This window comes from Pseudomonas parafulva (assembly GCF_000800255.1).
Lineage (GTDB): Bacteria > Pseudomonadota > Gammaproteobacteria > Pseudomonadales > Pseudomonadaceae > Aquipseudomonas > Aquipseudomonas boreofloridensis.
The window spans coordinates 4995859-5009927 of sequence record NZ_CP009747.1 but is presented as its reverse complement, the minus strand read 5'-3'; the positions used below and the strand labels follow the sequence as shown (position 1 = coordinate 5009927).

The 14069-nt window shown below is 66.7% G+C and carries 11 protein-coding genes and 1 pseudogene; 5 read left to right on the top strand and 7 right to left on the bottom strand.

What is annotated here, in order from left to right:
• Nucleotides 1-165 precede the first annotated feature (165 nt).
• The 5 genes from dusB (at nt 166) to NJ69_RS21800 (ending at nt 7495) form a co-directional block, all read left to right on the top strand.
• A complete protein-coding gene (gene dusB, locus NJ69_RS21820) occupies nt 166-1179 on the top strand; it encodes a tRNA dihydrouridine synthase DusB (RefSeq protein WP_039582958.1) in 1014 nt (337 codons plus the stop codon).
• Nucleotides 1176-1496 (top strand): DNA-binding transcriptional regulator Fis, encoded by a 321-nt coding sequence (gene fis, locus NJ69_RS21815; protein WP_029614158.1) that lies wholly within the window; start codon nt 1176-1178, stop codon nt 1494-1496. The genes dusB and fis overlap by 4 nt, the downstream gene beginning before the upstream one ends.
• A gap of 80 nt (nt 1497-1576) precedes the next feature.
• Nucleotides 1577-3184, top strand: coding sequence for a bifunctional phosphoribosylaminoimidazolecarboxamide formyltransferase/IMP cyclohydrolase (purH, locus tag NJ69_RS21810; RefSeq protein WP_039582957.1), 1608 nt, complete (start codon nt 1577-1579; stop codon nt 3182-3184).
• A gap of 160 nt (nt 3185-3344) precedes the next feature.
• Nucleotides 3345-4640, top strand: coding sequence for a phosphoribosylamine--glycine ligase (gene purD / locus NJ69_RS21805; protein WP_039582956.1), 1296 nt, complete (start codon nt 3345-3347; stop codon nt 4638-4640).
• A 104-nt stretch (nt 4641-4744) separates the two neighbouring features.
• Nucleotides 4745-7495 (top strand): hybrid sensor histidine kinase/response regulator, encoded by a 2751-nt coding sequence (locus tag NJ69_RS21800; RefSeq protein WP_039582954.1) that lies wholly within the window; start codon nt 4745-4747, stop codon nt 7493-7495.
• A gap of 13 nt (nt 7496-7508) precedes the next feature.
• Here NJ69_RS21800 and NJ69_RS21795 read toward each other — a convergent pair whose 3' ends face one another.
• From NJ69_RS21795 to cobG, 7 genes and pseudogenes are all read right to left on the bottom strand, one after another.
• Nucleotides 7509-8132, bottom strand: coding sequence for a hypothetical protein (locus NJ69_RS21795; RefSeq protein WP_039582953.1), 624 nt, complete (start codon nt 8130-8132; stop codon nt 7509-7511).
• A complete protein-coding gene (locus NJ69_RS21790; protein ID WP_039582952.1) occupies nt 8125-8805 on the bottom strand; it encodes a hypothetical protein in 681 nt (226 codons plus the stop codon). Before NJ69_RS21790 ends, NJ69_RS21795 begins: the two co-directional genes overlap by 8 nt.
• Nucleotides 8806-8865: 60 nt before the next feature.
• Complete coding sequence (locus NJ69_RS21785) at nt 8866-9540, bottom strand: hypothetical protein (RefSeq protein ID WP_039582950.1); 675 nt, start codon at nt 9538-9540, stop codon at nt 8866-8868.
• A 93-nt stretch (nt 9541-9633) separates the two neighbouring features.
• A complete protein-coding gene (gene cobJ, locus NJ69_RS21780) occupies nt 9634-11337 on the bottom strand; it encodes a precorrin-3B C(17)-methyltransferase (protein WP_039582948.1) in 1704 nt (567 codons plus the stop codon).
• Nucleotides 11325-12059, bottom strand: coding sequence for a precorrin-2 C(20)-methyltransferase (locus NJ69_RS21775; protein WP_205419301.1), 735 nt, complete (start codon nt 12057-12059; stop codon nt 11325-11327). Before NJ69_RS21775 ends, cobJ begins: the two co-directional genes overlap by 13 nt.
• Nucleotides 12056-12682 carry a precorrin-8X methylmutase gene (locus NJ69_RS21770; RefSeq protein WP_039582945.1) on the bottom strand — a complete coding sequence of 209 codons (627 nt, stop codon included), beginning with the start codon at nt 12680-12682 and terminating at the stop codon, nt 12056-12058. Before NJ69_RS21770 ends, NJ69_RS21775 begins: the two co-directional genes overlap by 4 nt.
• A pseudogene (gene cobG, locus NJ69_RS21765) lies at nt 12675-14005 on the bottom strand (precorrin-3B synthase). The gene NJ69_RS21770 and the pseudogene cobG overlap by 8 nt, the downstream one beginning before the upstream one ends.
• Nucleotides 14006-14069 lie beyond the last annotated feature (64 nt).

Here is a 14069-nt window from a genome sequence, read left to right as displayed (position 1 = left end):
CGCTGGCTTCTGCTTGCCGCTTGTCGCTCATAGCTTGCAGCTTGGCGCCTGCGCCAAGCTGCTCACTTTTTATCCAGATCCATCTTTATCCGGTCACCGAGAGCGGGTATCATGCGATCCCTTTTTCGAACTCCAATTGATCCGGCCCCACAACAGGGAACACCTATGTCGGCGGTACGCATCGGCCCATACACACTGCACAACAACCTGATCCTCGCGCCCATGGCCGGGGTCACGGACCAGCCTTTTCGCACGCTCTGCAAACGCCTGGGGGCGGGCATGGTGGTGTCGGAGATGGTCAGCAGCGACATGAACCTGTGGAACAGCCGCAAGTCGCGCCTGCGCCGCATCCACGAAGGCGATCCCGAGCCGCGCTCGGTGCAGATCGCCGGCGGCGATGCGCAGATGCTCGCGGCGGCGGCGCGGGCCAACGTCGAATCCGGGGCGCAGATCATCGACATCAACATGGGCTGCCCGGCGAAAAAAGTCTGCAACAAAGCGGCAGGCTCTGCTTTATTGAGAGATGAAGCGCTGGTCGCCGAGATCCTCGAGGCGGTGGTCGCGGCGGTCGATGTGCCGGTCACGCTGAAGATTCGCACCGGCTGGGACCGCTCGAACAAGAATGGCCTGACGGTGGCGAAGATCGCCGAACAGGCGGGTATCCAGGCGCTGGCCGTGCATGGCCGGACCCGCGCCGACCTGTACACCGGTGACGCCGAGTACGACACCATCGCCGCGATCAAGCAGGCGGTGTCGATTCCGGTGTTCGCCAACGGCGATATCACCTCTCCGGAGAAGGCCCGAGCGGTGCTGGCGGCCACGGGTGCCGACGGCCTGCTGATCGGCCGCGCCGCGCAGGGACGCCCGTGGATCTTCCGCGAGGTCGAGCATTACCTGCGCACCGGCGAGCAGCTTCCAGCCCCCGGGCTGGACGAAGTGGAACGCATTCTGCTGGAGCACTTGGCCGCATTGCACGCCTTCTACGGCGATGTGATGGGCGTTCGTATCGCCCGCAAGCATGTGGGCTGGTACCTGGCAACACGCAAGGGCGGCAGGGAGTTTCGCGCCCGGTTCAATGCCTTGGAAGATACCCAAGCGCAATGCGCCAACGTTCAGGCGTTCTTCGCCGAACGTCGACAGAGCCTTGAGACAGAGGACGGACAAGGGGTGGCCGCATGACGATGATGACCGAGACATTAGTGAGTGGAACAACGCCCGTGAGCGACAACGCCAACCTCAAGCAGCACCTGAACACGCCGAGCGAAGAGGGGCAGACGCTCCGCGACAGCGTCGAGAAGGCACTGCACAACTACTTCGCCCACCTGGAAGGCGCCACCGTCACGGACGTGTACAACCTGGTGCTTTCGGAAGTCGAGGCACCCTTGCTCGAAAGCGTGATGAACCACGTCAAGGGCAACCAGACCAAGGCCAGCGAGATGCTCGGGCTCAACCGCGGCACCCTGCGCAAGAAGCTCAAGCAGTACGACCTGTTGTAAGCCAGAATCCCAATCAGAAAAGGCGGCTCCGTCGAAAGAGGCGCCTTTTTTGCTGACTCCACCGCGTTATGGAATCCGAAATGACCGACCAGACTACCCGCCTGCCGATCCGCCGCGCCCTGATCAGCGTCTCCGACAAGACCGGTATCCTCGAGTTCGCCCGCGAGCTGCAACAGCTCGGTGTCGAGATCCTGTCCACCGGCGGCACCTACAAGCTGCTCAAGGACAACGGCGTGAACGCGGTGGAAGTGGCTGACTACACCGGCTTCGCCGAAATGATGGACGGCCGGGTCAAGACCCTGCACCCGAAGATCCACGGCGGCATCCTCGGCCGTCGCGGCACCGACGACGCCATCATGGACGAACACGGCATCAAACCGATCGACCTGGTCGCGGTGAACCTGTATCCGTTCCAGGCGACCATCGCCAAGCCGGGCTGCGACCTGCCGACCGCCATCGAAAACATCGACATCGGCGGCCCGACCATGGTCCGCTCGGCCGCGAAAAACCATAAAGACGTGGCCATCGTGGTCAACGCCAGCGACTACGCCCAAGTCCTGGAAAGCCTCAAGGCCGGCGGCCTGACCTACGCCCAGCGCTTCGACCTGATGCTCAAGGCCTTCGAGCACACCGCCGCCTACGACGGCATGATCGCCAACTACATGGGCAGCATCGACCAGTCCCAGGCGCAACTGTCCACCGAAGGCCGCAGCGAATTCCCGCGCACCTTCAACACTCAGTTCGTCAAGGCCCAGGAAATGCGCTACGGCGAGAACCCGCACCAGAGCGCGGCGTTCTATGTCGAGGCGAACAAGGGCGAGGCCAGCATCTCCACCGCCCTCCAGTTGCAAGGCAAGGAATTGTCGTTCAACAACGTGGCCGACACCGATGCCGCGCTCGAATGCGTGAAGAGCTTCGTCAAGCCGGCCTGCGTCATCGTCAAGCACGCCAACCCGTGCGGCGTGGCCGTGGTGCCGGAAGACCAAGGCGGCATCCGCCAGGCCTATGAACTGGCCTATGCCACCGACAGCGAGTCGGCATTCGGCGGCATCATCGCCTTCAACCGCGAACTGGACGGCGAAACCGCCAAGGCCATCGTCGAGCGTCAGTTCGTCGAGGTGATCATCGCCCCGAGCATCTCCCAGGCCGCCCGCGAAGTGGTCGCAGCCAAGCAGAACGTGCGCCTGCTCGAGTGCGGCCAGTGGCCAGCCGAGCGCCCGATGGGCTGGGACTTCAAGCGCGTCAACGGTGGCCTGCTGGTGCAGAGCCGCGACATCGGCATGATCGGTGCCGAGGCGCTGAAGGTCGTGACCCAGCGCGCGCCAACCGAACAGGAACTGCATGACCTGGTGTTCGCCTGGAAAGTGGCCAAGTTCGTCAAGTCCAATGCCATCGTCTACGCCAAGAACCGTCAGACCATCGGCGTCGGCGCCGGTCAGATGAGCCGCGTCAACTCCGCGCGCATCGCTGCCATCAAAGCCGAGCATGCTGGGCTGCAGGTGCAAGGTGCAGTCATGGCCTCGGACGCGTTCTTCCCGTTCCGCGATGGCATCGACAACGCCGCCAAGGTCGGCATCAGCGCGGTGATCCAACCGGGCGGCTCGATGCGCGATGCCGAAGTCATCGCCGCCGCCGACGAGGCCGGTATCGCGATGGTGTTTACCGGTATGCGCCACTTCCGCCACTAAACGGTAGCGGCAAGTTTCAAGCTACACGCTGCAAGCAAGAGCCCTGAGCGCTTGCCTGCAGCGGCAGCATCACACATCCCCTGGCTGCAGGGTTGGCAGAATCAGCGCATAGCGCTTTTCTTGCAGCTTGCAGCTTGCAGCTTCTCCGAAGGAGTCTGTAATGAAAGTTTTGATCATTGGCAGCGGCGGTCGTGAACACGCCCTGGCCTGGAAAGTCGCGCAGGATCCACGGGTCGAGAAAATCTTCGTCGCCCCCGGCAACGCCGGCACTGCCACCGAAGCCAAGTGCGAGAACGTCGCCATCGACGTCTGTGCCCTGGAGCAGTTGGCCGATTTCGCCGAGAAGAACGTCGACCTGACCATCGTTGGCCCGGAAGCGCCGCTGGTCATCGGCGTGGTCGACCTGTTCCGCAGCCGTGGCCTGGACTGCTTCGGGCCTACCCAGGGCGCGGCGCAACTGGAGGGCTCCAAGGCCTTCACCAAGGACTTCCTGGCTCGCCACAAGATCCCGACCGCCGACTACCAGAACTTCACCGAGATCGAACCGGCCCTGGCCTACCTGCGCGAGAAAGGCGCACCGATCGTCATCAAGGCCGACGGCCTGGCCGCGGGCAAGGGCGTGATCGTCGCCATGACCCTGCAGGAAGCCGAAGACGCCGTGCGCGACATGCTCGCCGGCAACGCTTTCGGTGATGCCGGTTCGCGCGTGGTGATCGAAGAATTCCTCGACGGCGAGGAAGCCAGCTTCATCGTCATGGTCGACGGCCACAACGTGCTGCCCATGGCCACCAGCCAGGACCACAAGCGTGTCGGCGACCAGGACAGCGGCCCGAACACCGGCGGCATGGGCGCCTACTCGCCCGCGCCGGTGGTAACCGCCGAGGTGCACCAGCGCGTGATGGACCAGGTGATCTGGCCGACCGTGCGCGGCATGGCCGCCGAAGGCAATGTCTACACCGGCTTCCTCTACGCCGGCCTGATGATCGACAAGGCGGGCAACCCCAAGGTCATCGAATTCAACTGCCGCTTCGGCGACCCGGAAACCCAACCGGTAATGCTGCGCCTGGAGTCGAGCCTGGTGCTGCTGATCGAAGCGGCCTTCGCCAAGGCCCTGGACAAGGTCGAGGCGCAGTGGGATCCACGTCCGAGCCTGGGCGTGGTGCTGGCGGCCGGTGGCTACCCGGGCGACTACGCCAAGGGCGCGGCGATCAGCGGCCTGGACGCGGCCGCCGCGCTGGAAGGCAAGGTGTTCCATGCCGGTACCGCGCTCAAGGAGGGCCAAGTGGTCACCGCCGGCGGTCGCGTGCTCTGCGCCACAGCCCTGGGCGACACCGTCCAGGCGGCCCAGCAACAGGCCTACCGCCTGGCTGAACAGATCAGCTGGGACGCCAGCTTCTACCGCACCGACATCGGCTATCGCGCCATCGCCCGCGAGCGCGGTGAATACCCGCGCTGACGCCTGCCCCGCGCTCGTCGACAGGGCCCTTCGGGGCCTTGCCTTCGTCGCGCCCCGCCGCGCATAGTTGTCGCCCGGCCCCTCAGCCCAGAAAGGATCTCGACGTGCGTCGGCTTCGGATTGCCACTGCCCTGCTGGTCAGCCTGCTGACCCTGCTCTGCCTGCTGCCGGCTTCGGCCGAACAAGGCTCGGGCTGGTCGGTGCTGCTCGACGAGCAGGCCAGCCTGCAACTGTCCGACATCCGCTCCGAACGCTACCGCAACCAGTTCAGTCCCCTCGAGCTGGACGCGTTGGACGCTGCCGAGCCTGACCAGGCCCTGTGGCTGCACTACCGCCTGGAGCCTGCCGACCAGGAACGCCTGCTGCGCATCTTCGCCCCCGACCTCTCGCGCCTGGACCTCTATGCCCTGGCCGACGGCAAGCTGCTGCGCCAGTTCCACCATGGTCGCGCGCCGAGCGATGGCAACCCGACCTTGCGTGGCAGCGACCATGTACTGGCGTTGCCCAATGCCACGCAAGCGCTGGACCTCTATGTGCGGCTGGTGTCCGAACACCAGTTGCGCCCGGCGATCAGCCTGGAATCGGCGGCGCAGGCCGCCAGCGACCAACGCCAACCGCTGCTGTTCGGCCTGCTGTTCGGCGCCTTGGCGATGCTGATCCTGCACAACCTGATCCGCTTCTTCTACACCCGCTCCGGCACCACCCTGGTGCTGGCGCTGTACCACGCGCTGATGCTGCTCAGCGCGCTGATCCTGCTCAACCTCTGCGGCCCCTGGTGGCGCCTGTGGCACAGCGCGCAAACCCCGGCGGCCTTCCTGATGCTGGTGTTGGCCGGGCTGGTCGGCCTGCACTTCACCCAACGCTTCTTCGCCCCCTGCGCTTCGCGCCGGCTGAACCGTCTGCTACAGGCGCAGATGCTCATCGGCGGGCTCTGCGGCCTGCTGCTGCTGTTCGTCGACACCCTGCCGCTGAACCTCACCACCTACGTCCTGCTCGCCCTCGGCAGCCTGAGCATGCTCCTGATCAGTGCCTATTACTGGTATCAGGGCTACACGCCTGCGCGGCTGTTCGCCTCGGGCATGCTGGTGTTCAGCCTGGGCGGCCTGGTGCTGCTGCCCGCCCTGCTCGGCCTGACCCGCACCGCCACACCGTGGCTGCTGTGCATCCTGCTGGGATTGACGGTGGTCAGCGGCCTGCTGCTGAACCTGGCGGTCAGCGAGCGCCTGCGCAGGACCAACGACGAGCGCGTGCGCGCCAGCCGCGCGCTGGCCGCCAGCAATGCCGAGATCAATGCCAAGGCCGAGTTCCTGGCCAAGATCAGCCACGAGATCCGCACCCCGATGAACGGCGTGCTGGGCATGACCGAACTGCTGCTCGGCACGCCACTGTCGGTGAAGCAACGCGACTACGTACAGACCATTCACAGCGCCGGTAACGAGCTGCTCACCCTGATCAACGAGATCCTCGACATCTCCAAGCTCGAATCGCGGCAGATCGAGCTGGACGATGTGCAGTTCGACCTCAATGCACTGATCGAAGACTGCCTGAACATCTTCCGGGCCAAGGCCGAGCAACAGAACATCGAGCTGATCAGCTTCACCCAGCCGCAGGTGCCGCGGGTCATCAGCGGCGACCCGACACGCCTGCGCCAGGCGCTGTCCAGCCTGCTGGAAAGCGCCCTGAAGAACGGCGACCAAGGCGAAATCCTGCTGGTGGTGGCCCTCGATCAGCGCGGCGACGCCACGCGCCTGCGCATCGCCGTGCAGGACAGCGGCGAGCCGATGCCCAGCGCCGAGCGCGAGGCGCTGCTGCAGGCCGAGTTGCACAGCCACCATTTCCTCTCCAGCAACAAGCTCGGCGGCCACCTGGGCCTGGTGATCGCCAAGCAACTGATCGGCCTGATGCAGGGCGAGTTCGGCATCAAGACCAGCACCAGCCGTGGCAACACCTTGTGGCTCACCCTGCCGCTGGATCCGGCGCGCCTCGAACAGCCCAGCGCCGACCTCGACGGCTCGCTGCGCGACGCTCGGGTGCTGGTGGTGGACGACAACGACACCTGCCGCAAGGTGCTGGTGCAGCAGTGCAGCGCCTGGGGCATGAACGTCAGCGCAGTACCGTCGGGCAAGGAAGCGCTGGCGCTGCTGCGCACCAAGGCGCACTTGCGCGACTACTTCGACGCCGTACTGCTGGACCAGAACATGCCCGGCATGACCGGTATGCAACTGGCGACGAAGATCAAGGAAGACCCGAGCCTGAATCACGACATTCTGGTGATCATGCTCACGGGGATCAGCAATGCGCCGAGCAAGGTCATCGCCCGCAACGCCGGGATCAAACGCATCCTGGCCAAGCCGGTGGCCGGTTACACGCTCAAGACCACCCTCGCCGAGGAACTGGCCCAGCGCGGTCGCGAGACGGCCCTGGCCAGCGCCCTGGGCAACGCCCCGGCACCGCTGGAGTTGCCCACCGACTTCCGCATCCTGGTGGCCGAGGACAACAGCATTTCCACCAAAGTGATTCGCGGCATGCTCGGCAAACTCAATCTCGAGCCCGACACGGCCAGCAACGGCGAAGAAGCGCTGAGGGCGATGAAGACCCAACGCTACGACCTGGTGCTGATGGACTGCGAGATGCCTGTGCTGGACGGGTTCTCCGCTACCGAACAGCTTCGCCAATGGGAACTGGCCAACCAGCGCCCGCGCACGCCGGTGGTGGCGCTGACCGCGCACATTCTCGGCGAACACAAAGAGCGCGCCTTGCAGGTCGGCATGGATGGACACATGGCCAAACCGGTGGAGCTGTCTCAGCTGCGCGAGCTGATCCAGTTCTGGGTCAGCCAGCGCCAGCAAGGCTGAAAGCTGCAAGCAACTAAAGGTCGTAATCGAGGATGCGGTTGAGTGAAACCTCGACCACACGTTGCTGCACTTTGGGCAGGTGACTGTGCTCGAAGGCCAGTAGGTTGAAGCGCACGAGTTCGGCGCGGACATTTTTCAGGGTGCGCTGGCGGGTGAGAAAGCCAGCGCTCCAGACATCGCGGGTGTCGATCTCGTGATACAGCACCATGTCCACGCGGTGCTCGCCGGCCGGGGCGCAGGGCAGTAGCTGGAAGTGCTGGCGCGCCTGGGCGTGGTGCTCGAGGCTGGCCAGTGGCTTGGGATTGCCCAGCAGCTTGGCCAGCGACAGTTGTACCGCATCGGCGAAATGGCCGCCGGCGGTCTTGGCGATCAGGCTCAGCACCTTGTCCACCTGCTCGGCTCGTGAATCGTCCGGCCAATGGATCTGCTCGGCGGTCACCGCATCCCAGCCCATGAACTTCAACTGGTTGCGGTAGTAGGCGAACCAGTCCTGCACCAGGCCCTCTTCGAACGCACCCTGGGTCGCACGCTCGGCCAGCGCCAGCGCCAGTTTCACCTTGTCCTTCTGCGCCAGCGACAGGCCCGGAAGGAACGACACCACTCCGGCGCCGATTACGGCAGCATTGTGCTCACTCATGGCTGCTCACTCCCAGTTCCAGGCGCCGTGGCTGATCGCGCTCCTTCTGCTCGACCAGACCACGCAGGGCGGCGCGGCGTGACGCGAAGGCTTGGGTGTTCAGGTTCAATGACATCGCGCGCAGGCTCACCTCGACACTGGACGGCAGGTGGCGCAAGGCCGCCGCAAAGATGTCGCGGGTCACCGGCTGCTCGCTGCGCCACGCTACGCTGCACAGGTCCAGGCTCGGACCACTGCCGAGCAGCGCGAACTCGACGCTCACGTCTGCGCGCTCGGCCTGCTGGCGCACGGCAAAACGCAGGAGATGATCGAGGCCCGCTGCATGGCCGCAGACGCGCTCGGCGGCCGCCTCTCTCAGTGCATCGAGCGCGATCTGGCGCTGCTTGAACCAAGTGGCCAGGGGTGCGTCGTCAGTGCTCAGGCCGTCAGCGCCCAAGGTGATCTGTTCGTGCAGGTTGACGGTGCGGATCCAGCTCAGCGCAGCGAACGCCTGGCGATAAGCCGCCGCCCAGGCGTCAGGATGGTCGAAGCGCTCGCCAGCCTGCTTGCAGGCCAGCAACTGACAGTACTGCAGTGAATCGAGGGCATCGGCGCGTGACTGCGGCAAGATGTCCGGCGGCATCAGCACGATGCTGTGGCCGACCAGCAGCACGCTGTGATCGTGATAGGTCATGGCGGTAGTTCTCGTCTGGACGGACTCGGAAACGCGGCGCCCACGGACGCCGCGCCTGGATCAGATGTCGTACTGCAGGACGTTCTCGACGCTGCGCACGCCGAGCTTTTCCTCGATGGTGGCGCGCACCTTTTCGTAGACGAAGCTGTTGAGTGTCAGTACGGCCTGACCGGCGTAGTAATCCGATTTGTCGAGCTTGAACTGCACACCCAGCACGTCATCGTCGATGTTCGGCGCGGTCGATTGCACGCAGCTCATGACCATGACCACATCGCCCTTGGCGGTTTCCACGCAGGCGGCCATGCCCACCACGCCGCGGTCCTTGCTCTTCTTCTTGTGATGGACGATGCGGGTGTCGCTCTCCACCGTGGTGAGCTTGTCGAACGCCTTCTTCGCCAGCTCGCCCACCGCAGTGCCGCCGAGCAGGGCACTGCCAGCCGCGCCGATGACGCGCACGGCCACGGCACCGAGGGTGACGCTGAGCTCGGTGGATGTTTCCATCTCGAAGCTGCGCTTGGGGGTGGTGAAACCGACGTCACGCATGGCGTCGAGGAACTTGTCGTACCACGCCTTGCCATCCTTTTCGATGTCCAGCACCTTGTCTGCGGCAAGGGTGGCGAAGTGGAACGCGTTCTTCACATCCTGGCGGTGCTGATCGGACATGCCCGCACCGCAGGCCAGCAGGTTGCCTTCGACCAGCAAGCCAGCATCGGCGCTGGTTTTGTCGTCGCTCATTTGAAAACTCCTTGGGGTGGTCCCTGCACATCAGGGACCACCACGTTAGCCAGGCGCCGCCTGGCGTGGCGCTCTGAAGGAGTTCCTCTGCGGTCACCCGTGCGGGGGGTACCAGCGCGGGGTGTACACCCACTGCACACCGCCCGGATGCTGGAATACGCAGGTGGTGGACGAGCCGACCAGCACCATGGTGCGCATGTCGACCATCTCCGGCAGCAGCTCGGCGAGCGTCACCACCTTCAGCGTCTGTCCCGGGCGGCCGATGTCACGCCCCAGCACCACCGGCGTGCGACCGTCGCGGTGACGGCGCACGACGTCCAGGGCCTGGCCCAGTTGCCAGGGGCGGGCCTTGGAGATGGGGTTGTAGAACGCCAGCACCAGATCGGCCTGGGCCGCCAGGTCCAGACGGGTTTCGATGATCGACCAGGGCTTGAGGTTGTCCGACAGCGACAGCACGCAGAAGTCGTGCCCCAGCGGCGCGCCCGCCTGAGCAGCGGTGGCCAGCGAGGCCGAGACACCGGGCAGGATCTGCAAGTCGACCCGGTGCCAGGCCGGGTCGTCGGACTCATGCAGCGCTTCGAGCACGGCGGCGGCCATGGCGAAGACCCCCGGATCGCCCGACGACACCACCACCACCGAACGCCCCTGCGCCGCCAGCGCGAAGGCATGCCGTGCGCGCTGCATCTCTTCGCGGTTGTCGGTGCAGTGCAGCACCTGGTCGTCGCGGAAAGGACCGGCCATGCGCACATAGGTCTCGTAGCCCAGCACATCCTCGGCGCGGGCCAGCTCGGCCTTTACCGCCGGCACCATCAGCTCGGCCGCGCCGGGGCCCAGGCCGATCACCGCCAGACGACCACGGCCCCGGCCAATCTGCTGCGGATCGAACGGCGCGGCGGCTACGGCGATGGCCAAGCCGTCCTGCTCGATCACCTGCGCACCGGCCAGCGCTTGCTGCGCCCTCTCGCTGACGCTGACGCCTGCCGGGGCGAAGCGCAGGATCACGCCCAGCTCGCAGGCCGCCTCGTGCACGGCGGGTTCGGCCATCGCCGGCTCGCTCGCCAGCAGGCAGGCCAGCGACGCATGGGCGATGTTCGCTGCCGCCAGCGCCTCACGCACGCGCCGGGCCAGGTCGGGCTGGGTCTCGTCCACCGCCACCAGCACCGAACGCGGGTGGATCAGCAGTTCATCGCGGCTGGCCGGGCGCGCCGTGCAGCCCACGCGCAAAGTCAGGCGTGCGTCGTCGGCCTGGGTCAGTGGGGCCTGGGCCAGCCAAGGCGCCGCGCCTTCGATGCGCAGCGGCTCGCCGGCCAGCAGGTCAGAGACGAAACGCTTGCCCTGCTCCAGGTCGGCCAGGGCGTAACCGGGCGGCGGGTTGAGCAGGCAGGTGCCGAAGCGCAGTTCGCCGCTGGTGGTGATCGCCGCAGCCACCCCCAGCGCCTCGCCAAGCTCGCGGGCCAGCCCATTGACCCCGCTCAGGCCACCGAGCAGCGGCACCACTGCGCTGCCGTCCTCGGCCACCGCCAGCACCGGCGGCTCGCTGCCCTTTTCGTCGAGCACAGCGGCGAGGCTGCGAATGACGATGCCGGCCGCGCACAGGGCGATGATCGGTACGCCCGCGCGGTACAGCGCGCGCAGGGTGTCGCCGAACGAGGCATACAGGTGATCGGCGCCTTCCACACGCCCACTCAGGCCATGAATGCGTGCCTGTGGATAACGCTGCTGGAGACGCCGGGCGGTGGCCAGGCTGCCCTGGCCGAGCACGACGATGGCCATCGCCTGCGTGTTCATCCCTGCCATTTTTCCCCCGGCACCACGATCAGCGAGAAATACGGCGAGGACTGCGGATCGACCGCATCGAGCGCGACGATCTTCTGGTTGGCCATGGTCGCGCGCTCCACGTACAGGGCGCGGCCATCCAGGCCCAGCTCGGCGAGCACCTCGCGCACCTTGGGGAAGTTGCGGCCCAGCTTCATGATCACCGCCGCGTCGGCGTCGGCCAGGCGCCGCTTGAGCTCGGTGTGGGGCAGCACGCCAGAGAGCACGGTCAGGGTCTGGTTGCGGTACACCAACGGCGCGCCCAGCACCGAGGCGCCGCCAAGCATCGAGCACACGCCTGGGATTACCTGGGCTTCGTAGCGCTGGGCGAGGCGGTCGTGCAAGTACATGTACGAGCCGTAGAAGAACGGATCGCCCTCGCAGATCACCGCCACGTCGCGACCGGCCTCCAGGTGTTCGGCCACCTGCACGCTGGCTTCGTCGTAGAAGTCGCTGATCACCTGTTCGTACGACAACGGCGCCGGCAGCGCCTCGGTGGTCACCGGGTACACCAGCGGCAGCAGCGTCTGCTGCGCCTGCAAGTGCCCCTCGATGATGCCGAAGGCGTTGCCGCGCTTGCCCTTGGCCACGAAGTAGGCCACCACCTGCGCCTCACGCAGCAGGCGCAGCGCCTTGACCGTGATCAGCTCGGGATCGCCGGGGCCTACGCCCAGCCCCAGCAGACGTCCGCGTGCCTGCATCATTCCACCTCCGTGGCCAGTGCGTTGACTGCCGCTGCGGCCATGGCGCTGCCGCCCAGGCGGCCCTGCATGATCACGAAGGGCACGCCACGGCTGTCGGCGGCGAGCATGGCCTTGGACTCGGCAGCGCCGACGAAGCCCACCGGGAAGCCCAGGATCAGTGCGGGCTTGGGCGCTCCGGCATCGAGCATTTCCAGCAGGTAGAACAGTGCCGTGGGGGCATTGCCGATCACCACCACGCTGCCGGCCAGGTGCGGGCGCCACAGCTCCAGGGCCAGCGCGGAGCGGGTATTGCCGGCCGCCTTGGCCATGTCCGGCACGCGCGGGTCGCGCAGGGTGCAGATCACCGGGTTATTGGCCGGCAGGCGGGCGCGGGTGATGCCCTCGGCGACCATGTGCGCATCGCACAGGATCGGCGCGCCGTTGGCCAGGGCCTGGCGTCCGGCCAGACCCGCGCCGGCAGAAAACTGCAGGCCATCGATGGCCTCGACCATGCCGCAGGCATGGATCACGCGCACGGCGAGCTTTTCCAGGTCGGCGGGAATCCGCTCCAGGCGGGCCTCCTCGCGGATGATGCGGAAGGAATTGCGATAGATCTCCTGACCATCGCGGATGTAGTCAATCATCAAGGTGCTCCGTCGGCAGGTCGAGCATGGCGCCTGCTTCTTCTGGGGTAATGTCGCAAGCGCGCAAGCGGCCGAAGCCGGGCAGGCGCGCGTCGCGCAGATAGAGGTCGTAGCGTCCGGGCGCGCGGGCCAGCAAGGTCGCCGGGGCCACGTGGGCCATGGCGCAGGAGCGCGGACAGCCGGTCAGGTGCACGCTGGCCGGGGCGCCGTGGTGCAGCCGGCCGGCGAGCAGCCGGGCATCGGCCTTGGTGTCGGCCAGGCCGCGGGCACAACCGCTGGAGCCGGTACAGGCCGCGAGGCGGGCCAGCGGCTGCTGCGCCGCGTCGATCAGGCCCAGCTCGGCCAGCGCCGCCTGGGCATGGATGAGCTGCGTGGGGTCGAGGTTCGGCAGTACCAGGCTTTGCCAGGGTGTCACGTGCAGGCTGCCGTCTCCGACCAGACGGGCGACGTGCGCCGCGCCGCGCAGCATGTCTGGAGTCAGGCGTCCCAGCGGCGGCGCGACGCCCAGGGCCACGCCGTGACGCTGGGCCAGCGCGCCGAGCCAGTGCGCCTGACTCGCCGGACGGCGCCATTCGAGTACGGCGGCATCGTGACGAATCGGCAGGCCCAGACCGGCGACGAAGGTCTGCACCGGACAGGTCTGCAGCAGTTGGCGCATGCGCGTCTGCTCAGGGCTGGCCAGGTCGAGAAAGCGTTCCAGTACGGCCTGCACCAGCGCCAGCCCCTGGTCGAACGGCACGGCCCCAGCGGCGGATCCTCGCCCGGACAGCCGGCCAGGCCGAAGGCCAGCCAGGGCTCGCCGTCGAGGGTGAGGGCCGACAGCCACAGATCATGAGGGTGAGCGAGCATCGCCAGGTCCTCGCCGCCGTCCAACTGCACGGCGAACTTGGCCGACAGCGCATGCAGGCGCGGGGTGGTTTCCAGCAGCTGCAAGAGCTGCGCGGCCAGCGGACGAACATCCACGACGCTGGCCGGATCGAGGCCGGCCAGCGGGCTGAGCATCAGGTTGCGGACATCGTCGCCAGCAGCCTCGCGCGGCCCCAGCCCGGCAGCCAACAGGTGCTCGATCAGCGCCGGGTGCTGCGCGCCGATGCCGCGGATTTGCAGGTTGGCGCGGTTGGTCGCCTCGATCACGCCCGAGGCGTAGCGCTCGGCGGCGTCGGCCACGGCCTCGGCCTGGGCGGCTACCAAACGCCCGCCGGGCAACTTGATCCGGCAGATACCGCCGTCGCGTGCGGCGACGATGCGCCACAACCCCGGACAGGCCGAGGGACGTGGTGCTGCGCGGGGGGGTGGGCTTGGCTTCAAGAGGGTGTCCGGCAATCGTCAAGGCGCGCTTGTGGAGGGAAGGCGCGGTATTATGCCTGCTTTGTCCGGCGGCATGAAA